General features: G+C 36.6%; 23 protein-coding genes. All 23 read right to left on the reverse strand.

What is annotated here, in order from left to right; all coding sequences use genetic code 11:
• Positions 1-2: 2 nt before the first annotated feature.
• On the reverse strand, positions 3-1049 hold the full coding sequence (locus CD33_RS06090; protein WP_036199078.1) for a nucleotidyltransferase family protein: 1047 nt from the start codon (positions 1047-1049) through the stop codon (positions 3-5).
• The gene (locus tag CD33_RS06095) at positions 1049-1678 is read right to left on the reverse strand and encodes an acetyltransferase (protein ID WP_036199079.1); all 630 of its coding nucleotides are present in this window, start codon (positions 1676-1678) and stop codon (positions 1049-1051) included. The genes CD33_RS06090 and CD33_RS06095 overlap by 1 nt, the downstream gene beginning before the upstream one ends.
• The gene (neuB, locus tag CD33_RS06100; protein WP_036199081.1) at positions 1668-2738 is read right to left on the reverse strand and encodes an N-acetylneuraminate synthase; all 1071 of its coding nucleotides are present in this window, start codon (positions 2736-2738) and stop codon (positions 1668-1670) included. Before neuB ends, CD33_RS06095 begins: the two co-directional genes overlap by 11 nt.
• Positions 2735-3859: a UDP-N-acetylglucosamine 2-epimerase gene (gene neuC / locus CD33_RS06105; RefSeq protein WP_036199083.1), complete on the reverse strand. Its 1125-nt coding sequence runs from the start codon at positions 3857-3859 to the stop codon at positions 2735-2737. The genes neuB and neuC overlap by 4 nt, the downstream gene beginning before the upstream one ends.
• The gene (locus tag CD33_RS06110; protein ID WP_036199086.1) at positions 3859-5013 is read right to left on the reverse strand and encodes a LegC family aminotransferase; all 1155 of its coding nucleotides are present in this window, start codon (positions 5011-5013) and stop codon (positions 3859-3861) included. Before CD33_RS06110 ends, neuC begins: the two co-directional genes overlap by 1 nt.
• Positions 5010-6020: an NAD-dependent 4,6-dehydratase LegB gene (locus tag CD33_RS06115; RefSeq protein ID WP_088291769.1), complete on the reverse strand. Its 1011-nt coding sequence runs from the start codon at positions 6018-6020 to the stop codon at positions 5010-5012. Before CD33_RS06115 ends, CD33_RS06110 begins: the two co-directional genes overlap by 4 nt.
• Entirely contained in the window at positions 6004-6924 is a 921-nt protein-coding gene (locus tag CD33_RS19400; RefSeq protein ID WP_052130043.1) for a CatB-related O-acetyltransferase, read from the reverse strand. Before CD33_RS19400 ends, CD33_RS06115 begins: the two co-directional genes overlap by 17 nt.
• A 29-nt stretch (positions 6925-6953) precedes the next feature.
• Entirely contained in the window at positions 6954-7913 is a 960-nt protein-coding gene (gene pseB / locus CD33_RS06125) for a UDP-N-acetylglucosamine 4,6-dehydratase (inverting) (RefSeq protein WP_036199206.1), read from the reverse strand.
• Between the two features lie 113 nt (positions 7914-8026).
• Entirely contained in the window at positions 8027-9202 is a 1176-nt protein-coding gene (locus CD33_RS06130; protein ID WP_036199090.1) for a motility associated factor glycosyltransferase family protein, read from the reverse strand.
• Complete coding sequence (locus CD33_RS06135; protein ID WP_036199092.1) at positions 9202-9549, reverse strand: DUF8042 domain-containing protein; 348 nt, start codon at positions 9547-9549, stop codon at positions 9202-9204. Before CD33_RS06135 ends, CD33_RS06130 begins: the two co-directional genes overlap by 1 nt.
• Positions 9546-11243 (reverse strand): motility associated factor glycosyltransferase family protein, encoded by a 1698-nt coding sequence (locus CD33_RS06140; RefSeq protein ID WP_052130044.1) that lies wholly within the window; start codon positions 11241-11243, stop codon positions 9546-9548. Before CD33_RS06140 ends, CD33_RS06135 begins: the two co-directional genes overlap by 4 nt.
• A gap of 105 nt (positions 11244-11348) precedes the next feature.
• Positions 11349-12269 carry a flagellin Hag gene (gene hag / locus CD33_RS06145; RefSeq protein WP_036199094.1) on the reverse strand — a complete coding sequence of 307 codons (921 nt, stop codon included), beginning with the start codon at positions 12267-12269 and terminating at the stop codon, positions 11349-11351.
• 150 nt (positions 12270-12419) lie between these two features.
• Positions 12420-13979, reverse strand: coding sequence for a flagellinolysin (locus CD33_RS20680; RefSeq protein ID WP_156967300.1), 1560 nt, complete (start codon positions 13977-13979; stop codon positions 12420-12422).
• 201 nt (positions 13980-14180) lie between these two features.
• Positions 14181-14399 (reverse strand): carbon storage regulator CsrA, encoded by a 219-nt coding sequence (gene csrA, locus CD33_RS06155; RefSeq protein ID WP_036199100.1) that lies wholly within the window; start codon positions 14397-14399, stop codon positions 14181-14183.
• Positions 14399-14842: a flagellar assembly protein FliW gene (gene fliW / locus CD33_RS06160; protein WP_036199103.1), complete on the reverse strand. Its 444-nt coding sequence runs from the start codon at positions 14840-14842 to the stop codon at positions 14399-14401. Before fliW ends, csrA begins: the two co-directional genes overlap by 1 nt.
• A gap of 13 nt (positions 14843-14855) precedes the next feature.
• The gene (locus CD33_RS06165; protein WP_036199106.1) at positions 14856-15419 is read right to left on the reverse strand and encodes a DUF6470 family protein; all 564 of its coding nucleotides are present in this window, start codon (positions 15417-15419) and stop codon (positions 14856-14858) included.
• Between the two features lie 61 nt (positions 15420-15480).
• Positions 15481-16401, reverse strand: a complete 921-nt coding sequence (flgL, locus tag CD33_RS06170; protein ID WP_036199109.1) for a flagellar hook-associated protein FlgL — start codon at positions 16399-16401, stop codon at positions 15481-15483.
• A 51-nt stretch (positions 16402-16452) separates the two neighbouring features.
• Positions 16453-18078, reverse strand: coding sequence for a flagellar hook-associated protein FlgK (flgK, locus tag CD33_RS06175; RefSeq protein WP_036199112.1), 1626 nt, complete (start codon positions 18076-18078; stop codon positions 16453-16455).
• A gap of 47 nt (positions 18079-18125) precedes the next feature.
• A complete protein-coding gene (locus CD33_RS06180; RefSeq protein ID WP_036199115.1) occupies positions 18126-18626 on the reverse strand; it encodes a flagellar protein FlgN in 501 nt (166 codons plus the stop codon).
• Between the two features lie 37 nt (positions 18627-18663).
• Entirely contained in the window at positions 18664-18927 is a 264-nt protein-coding gene (gene flgM, locus CD33_RS06185; protein ID WP_036199118.1) for a flagellar biosynthesis anti-sigma factor FlgM, read from the reverse strand.
• A 169-nt stretch (positions 18928-19096) separates the two neighbouring features.
• Positions 19097-19507 (reverse strand): TIGR03826 family flagellar region protein, encoded by a 411-nt coding sequence (locus CD33_RS06190; protein WP_036199119.1) that lies wholly within the window; start codon positions 19505-19507, stop codon positions 19097-19099.
• A gap of 101 nt (positions 19508-19608) precedes the next feature.
• A complete protein-coding gene (locus CD33_RS06195; RefSeq protein ID WP_036199121.1) occupies positions 19609-20220 on the reverse strand; it encodes a ComF family protein in 612 nt (203 codons plus the stop codon).
• Positions 20207-21304, reverse strand: coding sequence for an ATP-dependent helicase ComFA (locus CD33_RS06200; RefSeq protein ID WP_309299190.1), 1098 nt, complete (start codon positions 21302-21304; stop codon positions 20207-20209). The genes CD33_RS06195 and CD33_RS06200 overlap by 14 nt, the downstream gene beginning before the upstream one ends.
• Positions 21305-21347: the final 43 nt, after the last annotated feature.

The following is a 21347-nucleotide window of genomic DNA, read 5'->3' on the forward strand; positions in this document are numbered from 1 at the left end:
ATTTAATAACCTCTAAAAATATTCTCATATTCTACATCAGCCTTCTCAAAATCATCTAGCTGTCCTATATCTAACCAATATTCTCTAATAGGAAAAACTGTTGCAGTTTTCTGCTCTTTGATTAACCGTTCAAATAGGGAAGGCATATCATAAAATTCGTCTTTTGGAATACAACTTAATGTTTCTGGATCTAGAACATAGATTCCAGCATTTACATAACTTTTATTTACAGGTTTTTCTTGAATTTCTAAAAGATCTGAACCGATTGTTTTGATAACACCATAAGGAATTTGATATTGATATTCTCTTACACACATAGTGCCAAAAGATTGGTGTTCTTCGTGAAATTGCATTAATTGCTCAAAGTTTACTTGAGTTAGCAAATCACCATTCATTACAAATATAGGCTTTGTGGGTTTTTCCGGAAGCAATGATAGTGCACCCGCTGTTCCCATTCTTTTGGTTTCTTCTACATATGTAATAGATACACCAAAAGCCTCCCCATTTTGGAAATAATTCTGTATTACTTCTTTTTTATAATTGACTGAAAAGATAAAATTCGTATAACCATATTGCTTAAATCCATCAACTATTGTTTCAAGAATTGGTTTTCCACCTACTCTTAACATGGGTTTAGGAATTTGGTCTGTCAAAGGACGCAATCGAGTGCCAAGACCCCCAACCATTAATATTACTAGATTTTCTTTTTCCTCTTTATAATCTTTAAATAGTATATCTTGTAAAATAAACTGTTCGTCTACAATTGGTAATTGTTTCAGTCCTTTTTTACGCATAAAGTTATAAAAGGAATTACATGAATGATTTAGCTTTGCAACAATTGGATTACTGTTCATAACCTCTTTAATTGCTATTTGTAGTTCTTTTCCTTTTAATAAAGCACGTCTAATATCCCCGTCAGTTACTGTACCTAATAATTTCCCAGCCTCATTTGTAACCACAGCAAATTGCAATGAAGACTTATCAATAATTTCCATCACTTCAATTAGAGTCTTATTCGGAGGAACTACAATGCTTCTCCAAGATTTCATTATTTCACTTCCTTTGCAGGTACACCGTAAGCCTTTTGATAGTCATTTAAACTTCCTAGTACAACTGATCCCGCTCCAACTAAACAATAATCACCAATTTTAATCCCTTGTATGACAGTAGTTCCGGTACCAATATGTGAACCCTTACCAACATAAACACTTCCTGATAACATACATCCTGGAGCAATATGAACATGTTCACATATATAACAATCATGATCTACTAGTGCACTAGTATTAACAATCGTGTTGTCAGCAATGGAGACATTACTCTGTAGGACAGTGCCCGCCATAATTTGAACACCCTCTCCTAGTTTTACAGACGGTGCAATTATAGTAGAAGGATGTACAACATTCGTAAATTTATATCCCTTGTTTTTAAAGAACGAAAAAATATTTGCCCGAATGTTACTAACATTAACAGTCCCTATCCCTAAAACTAGTTCAGTACTATTTGGTTCGAAATTTAATATACACTGATCTAAACCTAAATACTTCAGTCCAAATTGATTTTCTTCTTCACTAAGAGCTGTAAATCCTAAAATCTCACGATTAGTTGCAATTAATATTTCTGTTAAAACAGAGGCATGTCCACCATTGCCAATTATTATTACTGGATTATTCGTCAATCAAATCATCCTCTGCATAATTCTTTTCTGCTTTTTTGCCAAGATATGTCCAATAATTCTCTGGTGAAATACCACTTCCCGGACGTTTAATTGTTAGATTAGCAGTTGTAAATTCATCTCCTTTTTTTATAACCATTCCAGCCACTAAACTTTTTCTTGCTGGAATACGGTTTTGAATTTCAACATTTGTAGGTTTCTTAATGCCCGTACCCAAAGAAATTTCTACTTGACGAATCTGCTGAACCATCCCCTTTAGTTCAATGGGGTCAAGGGAAGCAATATGATCTGGACCTTCTAACGACTTATCTAAAGTAAAGTGCTTTTCAATTAATACAGCTCCAAGTGCAACAGCTGCTGTCGGAACTGAGATACCTTGAGAATGATCAGACAATCCAACGTTCAAGCAAAATTCTTCTTTCAATTGTTGTATTACATTTAGATTTACCGATTCATATGGTGCTGGATATTCCGTTGTACAGTGAAGAATTGTTACATATTTTTGTAATAAATTTTTGGCCTTTTTTGTATGATAAAAAGAATTTACATCTTCAATAGTTATGTCAACATTTTCTGCTAATCCATACGCTATAAATGAGAGCGCTTTATGAATTTCTTCAATTGTTGCCATTCCTGTAGAAAGAATAATATGTTTTTTCTTTTTCGCAATATAATAAATAAATGGTGCATTTGTTAATTCACCTGAAGAAATTTTTACTCTATCCATTTGTAATGTATCAAGTAAAAAATCGACACTTACATAATCAAAAGGTGTCGATAAGAATTCTATTTTTTGTTCTTCACAATATTTTTTTATTTCAACGAACTCTTCAAAAGATAATTCTAGATTTTTCAGCATTTCATATTGAGTAGTAACTTTTCCTAAGTTATCAACCTGATATGCCGCTTGAATCGCCGATTTAGTTACCAAATTTTCAGCTTTAAATGTTTGAAATTTTATTGCATCCGCTCCTGCATTTTTTGCTACTAATACAAGTTCTTTAGCCATTTCAAGTGATCCGTTATGATTCACACCTGCTTCTGCAATTATATATGAACTCATAAATCATAAAACCTCTTTTCTACTTTATAGCTAGTGATATTCTTCAAAATTTCTATTATTTTATTTGAAGTATTTCCATCACCAAAAATTCGATTGAATTCACCCTTGTAATTTATAGCATTAAGAATCGCTTCAGAAATTTTATTTTCTTCAATATCAACATCTAAAACACAACTTGGTCTTTCTCTACCTGCTTGACGGTATCCGATGTTAACAGATGGCGTTTTTAAGTATGGCACTTCAATCAAAGCACTTGATGAATTTCCAACTACTGCTTTAGCATATTTGACAGCACTTAAATAGCGAACTTGTCCTAAAGAATTAAAAAGATAAGCATTATCATTTTGATCAACATATTTCTGTATTAGTTCATTTATATAGCGGCCACCATTATCAGCATTTGCTTTAGTAAAAACTAAATTATAATCGGTATATTTTCTTAGTGCATTTAAAACCTCATTAACACGTGTAGTTTTACTATTTGTTTCAGGATGATATGTGATTAAAAGCAATTGATACTTAGGATTTAAGCCAAGTTGTTTATATAATTCAGTTTGATTTAATAATGGTATTTTCAAAGTATTTTCAATACCAATGGCTCCTACATTCCAAACTCTATTTGGGTCTTCACCCATTTGTATAACACGTTTTTTATGTGTTTCAGTACTAGTAAAATGCCATGTCGCCATTTTAGTTATAGCGTGTCTAATAGAATCATCATATGCACCATACGTATTCTCTCCGCCATGAATATGAGCAATTGGAATCTGCATAATAAGGGCAACTTGAGCAACTGCTAACATTTCAAAACGGTCTCCCAATATTATGATTAAATCTGGCTGTAATCGATTTAACACTTCAGTAAACCCAATTGTTGTCATTCCCATTGATTTAGTAACACCACTTGTAGTATCTGATGAAAGTAAGGATTCTACTTTATCGTTTATTACGAAACCATCTTCTTCAATTTTTAAATATGTAGACCCAAACTCTGGAGCAAGGTGCGTACCTGTAACAATGATTTGTAATTCAAAGTCAGCTTCAACATTTATTTTTTTCATTAAAGGATTAAGCAATCCATATTCAGCTCTTGTAGCTGTTACTACACATATTTTTCTCATTATTTCACCTCAACAGGTGTACTTGGTATGTTAATAATTCTCATATTTAAACTTTCTGTTATTATCAATTCCATTCTTGGACATTCTTTATACATCTCTAACATATGCATTGGTTTCCATATTGGGCGACTAATTATTCCGTTATGGTTAAGAAATGTAAGTATTTCATCTCGATTTAACGCTTCGTCCAAGACTAAAGTTTGTAACCAATAATTACTTTTACTATTACTAGGTTCAGTAAACAGCCGTACATTACTTAAATTATTTACTAAATTAGTATAAACATTAGTAAGTTGTCGTTTTTGATAAATAAAATTACTCATTTTATCTAACTGTGCACAACCTAAAGCCGCATTTATATTTGGCATTCTATAGTTATATCCTATTTCATCATGTATATATTCCCATTTATGTGGTACCTTAGAAGTAGTTGTTAGATGCTTTGCATAACTTGCCAACTCTAAATCATTAGTTAAAATTGCACCACCACCACCAGTTGTTACAATTTTATTTCCATTAAAGCTTATAGCGCTAACCTTCCCGTAACTGCCTGTATGTTTCCCCTTATAATAACTACCTAAAGATTCAGCTGCATCTTCTACGAGTGTTAAATTAAACTTTTCACATATCCTCATAATCTCTTCCAACTCACATGGATGACCGAATGTATGCATTGGGAGAATTGCTTTAATTCTTCGATTTGTTTCTTTATTAAAAATCTCCCCATTACGAAATTCAGTAATAGCTTCTAAATAATTTTCAAGTCGTAGTGGATCAATCCCTAAAGTTTCTTCATTTACATCAATAAAATGAGGGACTGCGTTTAGATAGCTAACTGCGTTAGCTGTTGCAATAAAAGTTAGTGATGGCATTAATACCTCATCGTTAGCTTCAACCCCTACTATCTTTAATGCAATATGTAAAGCTGCGGTTCCATTTACAACTGCGATAGCATAATTGACTCCAACAAACTTGGCTAAGCTTTCTTCAAACTGTGTAACATAACTACCTACAGATGAAACCCAGCCAGTTTTAATACAATCCGTAACGTATTCAATTTCTTTTTCATTAAAAGTTGGTTCATGTAGAGGGACTACTTCTTTCCCATAAAGTGACTTAATTCTGTCTTTGAATTCTATCCATTCTTTATTCATATATTATATACATCTGCCTTGTATTGTGATAAATTATTTGGGTTAGTAAACCACTCGATTGTTTCCTTAAGACCCTTGCGGAAACCTTCTTTACCACCGTACTGTGGACACCAACCTAACAAATCTTTTGCCTTTTTATTCTCTGCCCACAGACGCTCAACTTCGCTCTTTTTTGGTCGTAATCGTTGTTCATCAGTCACAATCTGAAGTTTAACCCCCATTATATCTGCAATCATTTCTGCTGTTTCACCAATAGACACTTCATAATTTGAGCCAATATTAATCACTTCGCCTATTGATTTTTCTGACTCCATTACTGATATAAAGCCATTTACAGTATCTTTTATAAAATTAAAATCTCTTGTTGGACTTATAGCTCCGAGCTTAATAGATTGATTACCACTAGCAAGTTGACTAATTATCGTTGGTATAACTGCACGTGCTGATTGTCGAGGACCGTATGTATTAAATGGTCGTATGACAGAAACAGGTGTTGCAAATGAACGATGGAAAGAAAGCGCCATTTGATCAGCTGCAATTTTTGATGCAGAATACGGTGATTGTCCCTGTAATGGGTGATTTTCATCTATCGGTACATATAAAGCTGTCCCGTAAACTTCGCTAGTGGAAGTATGTACTACTTTCTCTACTTCTAGTTCATTTGCAGCTTGTACTATGTTTAGTGTTCCATTTATATTAGTATCTACATAAGTAGCTGGAGAGTGATAAGAATAGGGAATAGCAATTAAGGAAGCTAAATGTAGTACATGCGTACATCCTTTCATCGCTTTCTTTACACCATAAGGGTCACGAATATCGCCTGAAAAGATCTCTAACGATGACTTAATTTCTTTGTCAGAATGGTCAAGCCAACCGTATGAATTAAACGAATTATAATAAACAAAAGCCCGAACATCATATCCTTGTCTTACAAGTTCTTCTGTTAAATGGGAGCCAATGAAACCATCTGCCCCAGTTATTAATATTTTTTTACTCAAATTTTCCACCTCGATAACTGTCAAAAAACTTCTTAGGGTCCCCCAATAAATCTAATCTTTCTTTAATAGTTTCATTATCCCAATCCCACCATTTAACTTTCAATAAGATTTCTATTTCTTCATCCCTAAATCTTTTTCTTAAAGGTCTCGCAGGAACCCCGACAACTACAGTGTATGGGGCAACATTTTTAGTAACAATAGCTCCAGCACCAATCACTGCTCCATCCCCAATCTTTACATTGGGAAGAATAACAGCATTTGCTCCTATCCACACATCATTTCCAATTATTACTGAACCATTATTCTCGGATGGTGTTTCCATCAACCGATTATTAGAAATTCCTGATATATTTTCGACACCAACCATGTCGTTGGTAGCCATATAGAGAATTGGATGAGTTGTTATTAGATCTAAAGGATGATTTCCGTCTCCAATTCTTGCCGAACCATTAATAGAACAAAAAGAACCTATTGATTTCAAAACATTACTTCTATGACAATGTGATTCATACCCATACGTAAATTTTCCGATTTCTTTACCATTAACGATACTTTTTTTTGTATAGTCTCTTACTGGTTCATTAAATTTCAAAGTATCAATAAAATCTACATTCGGTTTATATCCCATAAGTTGTAACTGTACAGAAATTTCATCATAAGAATCACTCGCTACCAAGATAAAAGGCTTGACTTGGCAATCATCTAAATAGGTAGGTTTATAAACCGGCAACTTATAGAAGGTATCCTTTTTGGGATAATTATCAAGGAAACAAATTACTTTGTGAAAAAAGTTCCCTAAAATATTGACCGTTCTATGTGCTCCATTTCCAGTGCCAAATACAATAAACTGTCTATCGATATTTTCTTCTATATAATTGTATATTTTCTCTATTAACCGGTTGCTATTTTTCATTTTTTTCTCCATTGTAGATAAGTTAAAAATTAATAAACTAGAGATTTGAGTTGATCAATACTTAACCATTCTGTATTATTTTCGCTAGTATACGCAAATCCTTTTGGTAGTTTACTTCCACCTTCAGCAAACTTTGGTGACCAGAATGGGAATTCAGGTTGTATAATATAGTGATTTTCAAATTCTATTGTATGACGTGCATCATCTTCCATAATCATTGCCTCGTGAAGTTTTTCCCCTGGTCGTATCCCAATAATTTCAATTTTGCACTCTGGACCGATTGCTTTTGCTAAATCGACAACTCTCATGCTCGGTATTTTTGGAACAAAAATCTCTCCACCATGCATACGTTCTAAGTTATCTATAACAAATTGCACTCCGTGATCTAAAGTAATCCAAAAACGTGTCATACGCTCATCTGTTACAGGTAGTACACCTGTATGACGTACTTTTTTGAAAAATGGAACAACACTACCGCGACTACCCACAACATTTCCGTAACGTACGACTGCAAAGCGGGTTGGTTTTTCTCCTACGTAAGAGTTTGCAGCAACAAATAATTTATCTGAAGCCAGCTTCGTTGCACCGTATAAGTTCACTGGTGCACATGCTTTATCAGTAGATAGGGCTATTACTTTTTCTACTCCGCAATCGATTGCGGCTTCAATAATATTCTGCGCTCCATGGATATTCGTTTTAACCGCTTCAAATGGGTTATACTCACATGCATCCACATGCTTCATTGCTGCTGCATGGATGACATAATCCACTCCATCAAAAGCTCTTTGCAAACGTTCTTTATCACGCACATCCCCTATAAAGAAACGTAGTCTTTTGTCATCAAATTCCTGCTTCATTTCATATTGCTTTAACTCGTCGCGACTAAAGATAATAATTTTTTTTACGTTAGAATCTAATGCCTTTTTGACAAACTTCTTTCCGAAAGATCCTGTTCCACCTGTAACTAGCACTGTTTTATTTTCTAAGATATTCACTCAAAGTATCTCCAATCTATTTCATTACCATTATTATATCTAATTTATATGTTTATTATCGGCACGTTTCGACAAAAATAAATAAAAACCTATGCAATCATAGGCTTTTATTTAGATAATAATTTATGGAATTGTTGTTCATTTATGTATGGAGTTCTGTTTATTTTTGCTCCATATAACGCGGTATTGTAAACTTTCATTTTCGTTTGTTCCATTCTCTGATTAAACCATCTTAGGTAAGTCATTAAATTTGTTGATGACTTGACAGGAATCTTGCTATTGGAGATTACTGTTTTGTAGTTGTCCTTTGATTTAATGGTTCTACCAGAAGTGGATTGTTGGGCATGTGTAGCATTATCCTTGAAGGCTAGATCTTGACCAAACAATATTAGATTTTCATAGCCCAAATATTCTATCAAGCTGAATGCAATTGTGGCTACAGATCCACCTGTTTCAAGATGCGGGAAGTTTATATTGTCCGCAAAAGTTTCTGCTTCTTTATAACCTTTTTGAAATAGTATATGTCGCTTCCCCTTATGAAGAGTGACTGTATCATGATTGGCCGTACTTAAATAGAATAATGTTCCATTATAATCCACATTTTCTAATTGCCTTTTTATATTGTGCTTCGGATCTGATATGATTACAGCATACGGATTTATATTGTGTTCAAGTACCATCTTCAATGCCGACCCAACTACAAAAATATCTATATCTTCTCTTGCCTCTTTTATCAAATGGATTGTCTCATTAAGAGAAGGACCAGAAGATACTAAGAATGCTGTTTTGTTAGGAGATTTTGGATAAGGATTAGAATCTCCTAATTTCACATTTTCCAATAAATTATATTCCATCATTTCTTTTGATCTTTTATAGGAAACTTGATTGATTTTTATATCCTCTAAAAATGGGTATAGTGGATTCTCTTCCCCAATTGCCTTGATCCAAACATTAGGTATCATTACTTGTGTATTTTCACTAAAATTAACATCTTCCAAACTGGATACAATTCTGACTTTGTCATAATTACAGTGCATAAACTGTTTTTCAATTTCTTCAAAATAATAGACATATATATCTTTACCGTGTGCCAAGTCTACTAATTTCTCGAGGTGATATCCTAAACCAAGTCCAATTAAAAGATAGTTTTCCGCACTGGAATCTATTTCACTTTCAATCCATCTCCAGGCTTCCTCTCTAGGTCGATACTTGCTATATATTGATATCCCATTTAAGGTTAAGGACTTTTCTCCATTGCGAGCCGTTACAATTTCCCAATTCACTAATTTTCAATACCTTCTACTTTGGTTACTTGCTCAAAAAAAGGAGCAATTTCATATTCAAACATATCTGCCACAATCACATAGTCCATTACTTCCAGTCCATTATTGATTTCTTGTAAAAATTCATTGATTGCTTGGACTTCTAAAATTACATTTACATTATTTTCATTTAGCAATTCACTTGCATGAATAAGCCATCCCATACCTTCAGAAAACTGAAGAATCATCCTCATTGACTCATCAATCTCATCTTTTCGTAGGTGCTCTGCAATTTGTAAGCATCCTGGAGAAATTTTCTCAATATAATTATTGTAACTTTCGATTACTTCCATTATAGTGTTGTTCATAATTGCTCCTCACTTTGTTTATGGTTTAATAAAATCTCTTCTGTACAGTTTTTAGTAAATTGAACTGCTTCCATAAGTTTTTTATATAATGTTTTCGTTTGTTCTTTTACACGTTGATAGGATTCTTCCGGTGTTTCATTTACTTTCGGAAGAAACTCATTCATGACCTTAAGTGTAACTGGAGCAGTAACTGATTCAATTGGCAAGATTTTAAATAGATCATTTGTTTTCTGATCAACTAATTCGAGTTTTTTTAGGACATTTTGTTCAAAATTACTATTCGAACGATTTTTCAGTAAAATACTTAGGCCATTCGTTAAATTATAAATCAGCTTATTATACAAATCGATATCCCGTTTTAAAAGTTTATCGACATCAAATTGCAATGTACAGTTATCATTGTGATTTATAATCGTAACTTTCTCTCCTTTTACATACTTGTCACAAAAGTCAACAAATGCTAAATCCTCAAACCCCTCTAATTTAATTCCACCTTCCGTGCAATTATAAAATGGTGTTTTTGGCGGTTTCATCTTTATCAATTGTTCGAAATCTAATTTCATTGAATAGAAAGGAGGACTTGTATATACTAAGTTGTTATTGTAGCCCTCAGTTTGGAAAGCCTCATGTTTCTTTATAAATTCTTCATCAATTTGTCGGGCATTTTTATTATTTGCGGCATGTGTTAAATTATCTGTATAAGCTAAATCTTGCCCAATCATTGCAATTGGGCCGGATGAGATATACTGCGCGATTGAAAATGAAATATGCGCTACGGTTCCTCCCCCCTCTAATAGGGGAAGTTCTACTTTCACTTGTTCTTTAAGATATCTAGAAAAACTAAATAATCCGTTTATATCTACACAGTACCCTTTTTGTAAAAATGCTTCTCTCACACCTGGGTGATTTTGCATTGTGTAAATGATTTTCGAGTTTTCTAATTTTAGATCTTTGAAATGTTTATAGTTTGGTTCCCCACCATCGATTGAAACAACATAATCAGGTTCAATGCCAAAGGCTAATAAAGAGTTGACCGTCGATCCGGCAGCGATTAATAAGATATTGTCCCGTATTTTTTTTAATTGCGGCAGTTGTTTACTTAAAGATGGCCCGCCAGAAGCAATTACTACAGGGCAACTATAGGCATTTTCTAATTCCCCTAAGCTAAAGTCCTTAGATAAATGATACAAATTTTCCACAAAGTTCACTTGCCATTTATTTGCATAACGCAATAATGTATAGTCATTCGTTCGATTTTGGTATTGTATGCCTTTTATTTTCAATAATAATTCCCTATACATTTCAGGGAATAACTTATCATAATTGGACGAACAAATAATATTAAAAGTAGTTCTAGTATCGGCAGCTAAATGCCTAACGATAAACTCCAAATTTTCAATTACATTTTCATTAAAAATATTGAGTTGTTTATGTTCTTCTCTAATAGTTAATTCAGACAATGGATCAATGATAAGTAGTACTTCATTGAAATGCATTTGATCTTTCAATGCATCTATTAAATATCCATAGCCATAACCGAAAACAATATGGGTATGATGAGGAATATACTGCTTTTCTGCAATTTGTTTTGCCTCACGTCTTGGATCATACTTACTATGTACAAAATAATTATTAATTTTTAATGTTAAATCTCCGCTTTTTGCTTCTAGATATTGAATATCAAAATTATTCATAACTACACCTCTATAATATATATCGGTGTTATCAAGAAAATTTCAATCGATAAACAAAAAGAAACTCTAGCCAAATGTTGGCTAGAGTTAAAGGTTATTTACGAATTATCCTAGTAATTGTAGTACACCTTGTGGTTGTTGGTTAGCTTGAGCTAACATAGATTGAGCAGCTTGCATTAAGATGTTGTTCTTAGTGAAGCCCATCATCTCTTTCGCCATATCTGTATCGCGGATACGAGATTCAGCAGCTGTTAAGTTCTCAGAAGTTGTACCTAAGTTATTGATAGTGTGCTCTAAACGGTTTTGCATAGCACCAAGTGATGCACGAGTTTCAGATACACGGTTGATTGCAGCATCAATAACTTTGATTGCATTGTTAGCACCAGATTGAGTGCTGATGTTGATTCCTGTTGTACCGATTTCAGATCCATCTGCTAATGCTGCAGTTGCACCAGTACTTACACTTACACCAAGAGCTGAAGCACCCATATTACCGATACTTAAGTTAATTGATTGTGAAGAGTTTGCACCGATGTGGAATACTTTACCACCTTTAGCAGTAGCATCTGCAATATCAAAGGCTGAACCTTGTTGAACTTTACCACCAAATGAACCATTTAGTAATTTTTGAGTGTTGAACTCAGTGTCAGTAGAAATACGAGTGATTTCATCTGATAAAGATTTGATTTCTAATTGTAAAGCATCACGGTCAGCTGATACGTTTGTATCGTTTGAAGATTGTACCGCTAATTCACGCATACGTTGTAGGATAGCGTGAGTTTCGTTAAGTGCACCTTCAGCTGTTTGGATTAAAGAAATTGAATCTTGAGCATTTTTTGTAGCCATGTCAAGACCACGGATTTGTCCGCGCATTTTTTCAGAGATTGCTAAACCAGCAGCGTCATCTCCAGCACGGTTGATTTTGTAACCTGAAGATAATTTCTCAAGGTTTTTAGAAGCTTGAGCGTTGTTAGCTGCTAAGTTACGGTGAGTGTTTAAAGCAGCAATATTGTGTTGAATTCTCATTTGGAATTCCTCCTTGAATTTTTGTTTTTATGACCCACATCCTTGTGGGAAAGCTCGGCTTAGGATGATTTCCTCTGCCTTACACTAATAATATCGACTCTATCAAAATTAGTTTAATAGCTTTTTTAAAAAAAATAAAAAATTTCTTAATTAACCTAATAACTGCACAACACCTTGTGGCTGTTGGTTTGCTTGCGCCAACATGGACTGTGCCGCTTGCATGAGGATGTTTTGTTTTGTGAAATTCATCATCTCGGATGCCATATCTGTATCACGGATACGAGATTCCGAGGCTTTCAAATTTTCGGATGTCGCACCAAGGCTATTAATAGTATGTTCCAAACGGTTTTGATAAGCACCTAGATTTGCGCGTTGTTTAGAGACCGTATCTATCGCTCGATCGTAGGTACTAATATTTCCACTTCCGCCTTCAGAGACATTTACCGAACCTACTCCTAAAGCTCCTGAAGAGATATAGGGCAAATCTATCTCCATATTTTGTTCTTCATTCGCTCCAATATGGATTTTCAAGGAACCTGCGCTGCTTTGGTCAAATTTGTAATCGAACTTTAAATTTGTAGAAGTACTGATCTCTTCACTGCCAGGGAAATAACTCTCAAAGTCATTCAATAAACTAGTTGTAACACCTGATAAGTTTGATAAAAAGTTGGCACCATTCGTTTTGAAATCTGTTTCAAAAGCTGTTCGATTTATTCCAAGATTATCTGTGAGTGCTTGGTCAAATGAATTCGTTTCTAAATCATCGAGAAAGGCTTGCATTGTACTACCGTTATCTTCCAATTTACTATTTAGATACATTGTCGCTGCATAACTTGAAGCATAGTAAGCTTGAGAAAGGTCATTACCACCTGCCATACTCGCATTGACAACATTATTCACACCAAATTGAGCAATACTCGAATTAAGTCGGTCCATTGAACCTGGTACAAATTCCGCTATCCCTTCTGCAAACCAGCCTGGAGATTTTATTACAGTACCGTTGTTAAACATGGCAGCATGGACCATTTCATGAACCATTGTTTGTTTTTGGTAGGATTCGGAAGATGTCGCGAAATCATTATCATCGATCGTCAATGTCAACGGGCTGGATGTATCGGATGTACCACTCACTTTTGCCATATAGCCTACACCTTGTCCATCGCTCATGAAAACAACCTTTACTTCTTGAACCCCACTAGAGTCAAATACAGATGGAAGTCCATCCATTACTGCCTTCTCTGCTGCTTCCAGCCAGCCGGTCTTCAACTTTTCAAGAAACTCGTCGCGATCAAAACCTTCAGCTACAACTCCGACACCTTGCAATATTTTTCTCGTATTAAATTCAGTATCTGAACCGATCCGATCTATTTCTGCATTGATTGCCTCTATTTCTAGTTGAATCGCGTTGCGTTCTTCCTCAACATTCGTATCATTTGCAGCTTGTACCGCTAATTCCCGACCTCGCTGCAGAAGTGAATGCACCTCATTCATGGCGCCTTCAGCTGTTTGAATAAGTGAAATCCCATCTTGAGCATTTTTGCTTGCCATGTCCAGACCTCGAATTTGCCCCCGCATCTTTTCGGAAATCGCTAAGCCCGCTGCATCATCTCCAGCACGATTAATTTTATAACCGGATGATAATTTCTCGAGCGCTTTCGATGCCTTTGAATTGTTGGAGGATAAATTCCGGTGTGTATTTAAGGCGGAAATATTATGTTAAATTCTCATAGTAAGTCTCCTTCCGTGGGATTGATTTTGCTGATTACATCCATGTAATTTAATGAGGAAACTCTATTCCTCTAAAATAGTATCGTATTTTTCCATTATTTTTTTAGGTCTGATTTCCTGGTATCCTAAATATCTTGCTATAAAACTAGAAAATCCACTCAGCCTAAAGCCAAGCGGATGATTTTATTTCTTTTTCAACTGATTTAACAAATTGGTATTCATGTTTAACGCTTCTTTGTTTTGCTCTTGAATTGCTTCAAAAACTTCCGAACGGTGTACTTTTACAGTTTTCGGGGCGACAATCCCTAATTTTACTTGATCGCCCTCGACTGATAAGATTTTCACTTCGATATGATCGCCAATCATGATGGATTCGTTCTTTTTTCTTGAAAGGACAAGCATTATTTCGCACTTCCTTCCAAGGAGCCGATTGGAAATCTGAGCGGGTAGGCAGCGTTATCTTGGAGAACAACCTGTTTTCCTAGTTTTTTGTTTTTATTAATTAGGACAGGTGCCAGCAAGTTTAACGTTGACTCAGGGAAAGTTTCTTTCAAAGTCACGATTGAGTACGCGATAACATCTTCTTCACTCTCTATTTTCAAATCTTCTTTGTCTTCATCACTAATATCGAAAACATAATCCTTTTTAAATAGAAATGGGTAAGCTACGACAAAACCGACTTGTGCTTCGTCGATTGATTGGAGGACCGCTAGTGGAAGATCCGCATCCAACGAAAGCAAGACAAACTTTTTTAATTCCGGAAACCCTGGAAGTCCATATTCAAAGGTAAGCATTTCATCTTCTTTTATCTCGACTTGTCCTAAAAATTTCGTTTCAATATTCATCTATAGAACTCCTTTATTCAATAAAATCAATCTCGATGGAAGGGCGCTGCACAACTTCATGTGTAACTTTTCCTTGTTGGTAATCATGAATTGGACGGTTTACTTGCACATCTATTTCAGGCTTTCTTGGTGTATAGTTTACGTCCACTTTGGCAGGCGTATAATCAATTTTGACTGAGCCTACTGAAGGGATGAACTTAATGTTCATCGGTACCCGGTGCGGACCATGGTTTTGTTTTGCCATACTTGCAACAATCGAGCCGCGCTGCCCATTGCCGCTATTCAACATCAATTGCCGACCCTCTTGTACGGTTTTTGATATTCCTTTTAAAACCGCCTGACGTCCATCAGCAACATATTTTTGAACGGACTCTTTCGGTGTTAATAAACCTAAATCCCGCCATGCTTGGGATTGATCAATCGAAAGCTTGCCTTCAGCCACATTAATATCCAGCTTTCCTGCTGGTTGCTCGATAGTTTGTTTTGCTTTTGGCTGACTTATTTTTTGAATTGGGTCATGAATCTGCATATTCAGTTGAGTATCTGTTTTTGTGATTTGGAGCTTTGGGAAGTTCATATTTTTCACCTTCTTTTAATAAAAGCGTTTGAACAAGTATGTCCAAACGCCATGTTAAAAATTATAAGAAATCCACTAAAGTTCTTTGGATGATTTTCGCACCAACCGATAGCGAAGCTTGATGGATGGATTCGTGTGTAACCATTTCCGTAATCGCTTCAGCATAATCGACATCTTCATTTTCCGACATTTGCTTCGTTACGTTGATTTCTTGCGAAGAAAGTCGATTGGACATCATTTCCACACGGTTTTGACGAGCCCCGACATCCGCCCGGGCTTCCAGCACTGTATTTTGAATTTCTGATAGAGTATCATTTGTCCCATCAGCAAGTCCACCCAGCAGATTCCCAATTTCTTCTCCATTGGAATTATCCAATGCATCCGAAATATTACCCATTAGTTCATCCACACTTTTAAAAATATTGGCAGCATCAGAAGTATTCACCTGTAGTTGAATACCATCGAACACTTCCATTTTCACTTCCCCTGATGTTGCTGGAATGAAGGTAGGTGGAGTATATAAATTATTATTTAATTCGCCATCCACGAATAACGGTGATTGTGTTTTAGTTCCACTAAATATAAACTTATCGGCTATTTTTGTATTGGCTACATCTTGAATCTGACCTCGTATTTGTTCGATTTCCAGCTTGATCTTCTGGCGATCGTCCGCAGTATTCGTGTCACTTGCAGCTTGAACAACTAGTTCCTTCACTCGTGTCAAGGCATCTCCAACTTGGCCAAGTGCGTCATCGGAAGAATCTAGCCAAGAATTGACTTGGTTCATATTCCGCTCATATTGTTCCACTTTATTCAGATCAGTTCGATAACTCATCCCCTTAATCGCCGTAACAGGGTCATCCGAGGGACGGTTAACTTTTTTGCCTGTATTGATTTGATTTTGTAAGTCCGCCATTTTGGAATAGCTGGAGCTTAAGTTTCGCAGCATGTTATTCGATAACATGGATTGTGTTACGCGCATATACTTACTACCTCCTCATGGATTGGATTGTTTCTAACGGAGAAATCAATCCTATAATCCTACACGGCCGAGGCCATTGATAATTTTATCCAATGTTTCATCTATTACCGTAATCATACGTGCATTCGCATTGTATGCTTGTTGGAAAGTGATCATATTGGTCATTTCTTCATCCAGAGATACCGAGCTAATGGATGCTTTATTGTTTTGGACAGTTAAACGGATTGTTTCGGCATTGTACTGCAAACGCTTCGCCTCTTGTCCGTCTACTCCCAGCTTTCCGACCAGTCCTTCATAAAATGATTGATATGTTGCCCCGTCCAAAGATGGAGCACCTGGGAAGGCAATTGTATTTCCGTCAATTTTTATATTAAAGCCACCGTTTGATAGAGCAACTGATTGTAATTTGGCAAGTTCTGCCGCCCATTTACCGTTACCTTCTTCATCTTCCTTGCTTGATGCTGCAATTAGTGACGAATTATTTTTGATAGCATCAGTTACTTTAATATTTGCAGCAGTGATTGGAGTACCGCCATCAAAGAAAGTCACGCCGGTTTTGGTTGTTTGATCAATGGTATATCCGGCTTCATGCACTTGATTGAAAACAGTAGCAAACACATTTGCTAAATGATCAAGATTAGCCAACATATCTGGATAATAGCCTTCAACAGATCCCCCTGTATTTTGATATCCGTAAGAATTGATCAATGACAACAGTTTACCTTTTGATACTTCGAAGTCTTTTTGTTCAAAGGAGCCTTGTTCTGTTCCACTGACTGGCGGATTGCCTAGAATAGAAACAGAAATCTTTGATAATGAATTGAAAGCGCCAGTAGTAGGATCATCAACATTTCCATCCACTTTTTTGCTCGGTGTTCCTGTATCAAGTGCCGTGATTTCGGCATACTCATTTCCTTTTACCAATTCCACACCATTAAAAGTAATCGTATAGCTGCCCTCTGCAATTTCTAATGCGTTACCTCCCGATTTAACACTAGTTACTGAGACGGGTATGTATTGATTTAACTGATCTACTAAGTTATCACGTGCATCATATAAATCATTTGGCATATAGCCATTTGGCTCTACCGATTGAACTTGTTTGTTGATTTCCGCAATTTGTTTCAAGATGGAATTGATTTGGGTAGTTGACACATCGATTTCGTTTCCGAGATTGCCTTGAATTTGCTTCAATTGTGTATCAAGGTAGTTGAATGTATCTGCTAAATGCTCCGCACGTTGAACGGCAACCTTGCGCGAAGCTGCGTCTTCCGGGTTTGTACTCACATCTTGCAATGAGCTCCAGAATTGATTGAATGCTTCGTTCAGCCCATATTCAGATGGCTCCGACATAACATCTTCCATTTGCGAAATCGCACTTGAACGAGATTCATAATAGCCTAATTTATTTGTTTCTTGTCTATACTGACGATCGATAAATTGGTCGCGGATACGTTGTACAGATTCGGCTTCTACACCCGTACCGATGAACCCTGCCGTCATTGGGGCATTTAAGCCAATGCCAGGGTAGCCCAGGGTTGGCGTCATATTCACACGTTGGCGCGAGTAGCCTACCGTGTTGGCATTTGAAATATTATGACCTGTTGTGTATAGAGCGCTTTGTTGTGTATATAGACCGCGCTTGCTTGTTTCAAGTCCCATAAATGTGGAGCGCATAGAGTCTCCTCCTTCAGTGATATAATGAAATATTACATTTCGTTTGATTAAGCTTGCGAATCGAACATTGATTTTTTTGGAGCTGCCGTTTCGCCACGGGTTGATTTGCCCGAATAATTGATTTCTTCCGGACGAGGGCGCAGCATATCCAGCGACATATTGACAAATTGCAATGATTGAAATACAAGCTTTTGGTTCAAATCATTCTGTTTCCGTAAATCGTCGATTACAGTCGATAGCTGATTTCTAATATCCTCTAATTGATTGCGTTCTTCTTCTGTTTCAGCTGCTTCGATTACTTGAGCTACAGTTGGTGTGCCAGAAAGAGCAATTCCTTTTGCTCGAAGGTAATCCGTTACCATTTGCTGACGCTGTTTCTCAAGTACTTCGATTGCTGCTACATGAGATTGCTCGTTTTTAATGATGGAGTCGAGCCCATCCATGTCGCCCTTTTTGACAAGCTCGGTTTTTTCATTCGCAAGTTGAAGCAGACTACTATGCATTTTTTCAAGCTTCCCCAAAATGGTGATGATTGGTTGGACAGACATTGTTTTGAGCTCCTTTTAAAAAGTTCTTTTATTAGCGTTACTTACGATAGTAATTCAGCATATCCTCGGCCACTTTTTTAGCATCTACTTGGTAAGTGCCTGATTGAATTTCTTCTTTGAGCTTCTGGATTTTTTGTGCGCGTTCGGCATTGTATGTTGATGAAGCCGACATTTCCTTTGCAGCAGATGAAATTTCGATTTTATCGGCTGTAACGGCACTTTTGCTTTCAGTTGCTTTTTGTGCTTTTTGTTGCTTATTGTATGGGTTAACCGAATTCACACCAAAAGATGTAATTTTCATCGTAATCCCTCCTTGCAGTGTTGTGTATATTGTTAATTTCGGTTAAATGTTTATATTTTTAACCTTTTAAATGAAAAAACTCACATTTAATGCTTTCATACTATGAATTGTTTTTAATATCATAACAATTTTATAGTATGAAAGCACCTAAGTGAGTTCTAAGCTAGTTCTATTTCTTTTCAGATAAATAAGTTCCTCTTTCACTGTTGGCAACCGTTTCCCTGAATTCTTTTGCTGCTTCAAATGTACGCAGCTCAGATTTAAGTTCATCCTGGCACGATTCACAAATCTTCCCTTTGTTTGTAATCCGGCCACAATTATCGCAAGGATACCCTAAATTCGGGAACATTGCCGGGTGCAAGCGGTTTTTGCGAACCCATTTATAAAGCAGCTCTTGCTCCACACCAGTCGCTTCAACAATTCGTTCTACTGTAGCGGCACGGTTTTCTCGCTTTCTTAAAAAGCTATACACAATTTGGTACTTCTCATCTTCTTTTTGTACACATTTATGGCAAACATCTCTAACTCCGGTAAAGTTAAAAAATTCCCCACAGCTTGGACAATTTCGTAATTCTGCCATGCTGATTCCCTCCGTTTATTATTCACTTTATCAATTTATTCTTTACTATTGGAATCATCGGCTGATTTTACAATTTCTTAAGTATTCGAAAAAAGTAATATTTACCTTCTGATCAATGTAAAAGCGGTAACCGATTTCGCTTTCGCATCCAACAGGATTTTCTTTGCTTGATTGATTGTTGTACCCGTTGTGTAGATATCATCCACCAAAATAAATTCCTTACCTGCCGGGTTTTGGTTTTCTTTTAGCGCAAATATTTGCCGGGCGTTTATTCTTTGTTCCCGTGTTTTCCCACCTTGAGTTTCGGTCGTAATTTTTATGAGGTAGTGTTCGTAAATGATGTTCGCTTGCTTTAATAATTCATCAACGTGGGCAAAGGTACGCTCTTTCAGTTTTTCGGGGTGCATTGGAATCGGGACGATGGTCGCCTCCTTCTTTGCTAGGTGTTGGTGTATCTGATGTCGGAAAACTTTTGCCAAAAGGACATCATGCATGAATTTGTAGCGGTGTAAGTAGTCTTTCATTTGCTCATTATATTTGTAGAGTGAGATGACGGTTTTATCGATGGGTTCTGCAGGATAAGGCTCAAACTTGTCTTCACAATGCGAGCAAATCGTTCGGGGAAATTGATTGGATAATAGTGTTATCCAAGTCACCGATTCATCGATTGGATTATTGCACAATAGACATTTTGATACTTCATGGCGTTTCATTTTTTCCAAACCCTTCTTTATTGAGCCGGAATATTTCATTGCGTGCTTCATCCATTTCAGCCGTGATGCCATGATGGAAAAATACAATGTCCCCTTTCGGGAATGCTGCATTTCTTCCAACCCGCCCACTGATTTGGATCAGGGCACTGGATGTAAAGATTTTGGATTCCGCCCCGACTACCGCCACCTGGACGTTTTTGATGGTGATGCCTCTTTCCAGAATCGTCGTTGTGAGGAGACCTAGTATTTGTTCATTGCGAAGTTTCATGACCTTCTCTTTCCGGTCTGTATCTTCAGCGTGAACACTAAGGATTCTTTCGTCCAGTTGTTGAAAGAGCGGAATGGCTTGCTCCATTAACTGGATGGTTGGGAAGAAAATGAGGAAAGGTTCTTGATTTGAAAGTTTTTCATTGGTCCATTCTCGCAATTTCCTTGGGATTCTCCCCTTTTGAATCGCTTTATCATACGACCATAAGGACTCATACCGAGGAATTGGCAATGGATGCCCATGATACCTTTTGGGAATGAAAGAATAGCCCCATTTTTCTTTTTTCTGTTTGGCTAGAATTTGTGGCGAAGGTGTAGCGGTAACCAAAGCGACGGGGGCATCTTGCTTTTTCACTTTGTGCACCGCTTTTTGCAATGCCTGGTCGTAGGTGTACGGAAACGCATCGGCCTCATCGACAATGATGACATCGAAGGCATTTTCGAACCGAAAAAGTTGGTGGGTTGTGGAAATGACTAGTTGCGCAAAGCCGGTTTGTTTAGGGGCTTTGCCGTATAAGGCGTGGATATTGGTTTTCGGAAATACTTTTTGAAAACGTGGAAATAGCTCGAGAACGACATCCGTCCTTGGGGTGGCGATACAAACCCGCAACCCCCTGTTTAATGCATAGTGAACGGCCGGAAATAAAATCTCGGTCTTCCCTGCCCCGCACACTGCATGATTAAGATGGTTACGCTTCTGTTTTATACTACTTACAAGCTGGGTGGCTGCCTCTTTTTGAGCTTCCGTAAATGTCCCGTTCCAATCTAGCAGGTGTTTTTTGTGCGTCAGCGGCTTCGCTCCAATCCAACTAATCAAATCGGTGCAGCTCGTCACCCTCCCCATGTTGAGGCAATGTCTG

Origin of the sequence: Ureibacillus sinduriensis BLB-1 = JCM 15800 (assembly GCF_000772955.1) — a bacterium.
Taxonomy (GTDB): domain Bacteria; phylum Bacillota; class Bacilli; order Bacillales_A; family Planococcaceae; genus Ureibacillus; species Ureibacillus sinduriensis.

Excerpts from the sequence above, each read along its gene's own strand:
- CD33_RS06180 (WP_036199115.1), bottom strand. The coding sequence starts at position 18,626 with ATGTCTGTCCAACCAATCATCACCATTTTGGGGAAGCTTGAAAAAATG.
- CD33_RS06140 (WP_052130044.1), bottom strand. The coding sequence starts at position 11,243 with ATGAATAATTTTGATATTCAATATCTAGAAGCAAAAAGCGGAGATTTA.
- csrA (WP_036199100.1), bottom strand. The coding sequence starts at position 14,399 with ATGCTTGTCCTTTCAAGAAAAAAGAACGAATCCATCATGATTGGCGAT.
- CD33_RS06090 (WP_036199078.1), bottom strand. The coding sequence starts at position 1,049 with ATGAAATCTTGGAGAAGCATTGTAGTTCCTCCGAATAAGACTCTAATT.
- flgK (WP_036199112.1), bottom strand. The coding sequence starts at position 18,078 with ATGCGCTCCACATTTATGGGACTTGAAACAAGCAAGCGCGGTCTATAT.
- CD33_RS06135 (WP_036199092.1), bottom strand. The coding sequence starts at position 9,549 with ATGAACAACACTATAATGGAAGTAATCGAAAGTTACAATAATTATATT.
- flgL (WP_036199109.1), bottom strand. The coding sequence starts at position 16,401 with ATGCGCGTAACACAATCCATGTTATCGAATAACATGCTGCGAAACTTA.
- neuB (WP_036199081.1), bottom strand. The coding sequence starts at position 2,738 with ATGAGTTCATATATAATTGCAGAAGCAGGTGTGAATCATAACGGATCA.
- CD33_RS06190 (WP_036199119.1), bottom strand. The coding sequence starts at position 19,507 with ATGGCAGAATTACGAAATTGTCCAAGCTGTGGGGAATTTTTTAACTTT.
- flgM (WP_036199118.1), bottom strand. The coding sequence starts at position 18,927 with ATGAAAATTACATCTTTTGGTGTGAATTCGGTTAACCCATACAATAAG.
- CD33_RS06110 (WP_036199086.1), bottom strand. The coding sequence starts at position 5,013 with ATGAATAAAGAATGGATAGAATTCAAAGACAGAATTAAGTCACTTTAT.
- CD33_RS06165 (WP_036199106.1), bottom strand. The coding sequence starts at position 15,419 with ATGAACTTCCCAAAGCTCCAAATCACAAAAACAGATACTCAACTGAAT.
- CD33_RS19400 (WP_052130043.1), bottom strand. The coding sequence starts at position 6,924 with ATGAAAAATAGCAACCGGTTAATAGAGAAAATATACAATTATATAGAA.
- neuC (WP_036199083.1), bottom strand. The coding sequence starts at position 3,859 with ATGAGAAAAATATGTGTAGTAACAGCTACAAGAGCTGAATATGGATTG.
- fliW (WP_036199103.1), bottom strand. The coding sequence starts at position 14,842 with ATGAATATTGAAACGAAATTTTTAGGACAAGTCGAGATAAAAGAAGAT.
- CD33_RS06195 (WP_036199121.1), bottom strand. The coding sequence starts at position 20,220 with ATGAAACGCCATGAAGTATCAAAATGTCTATTGTGCAATAATCCAATC.
- hag (WP_036199094.1), bottom strand. The coding sequence starts at position 12,269 with ATGAGAATTCAACACAATATTGCTGCTTTAAACACTCACCGTAACTTA.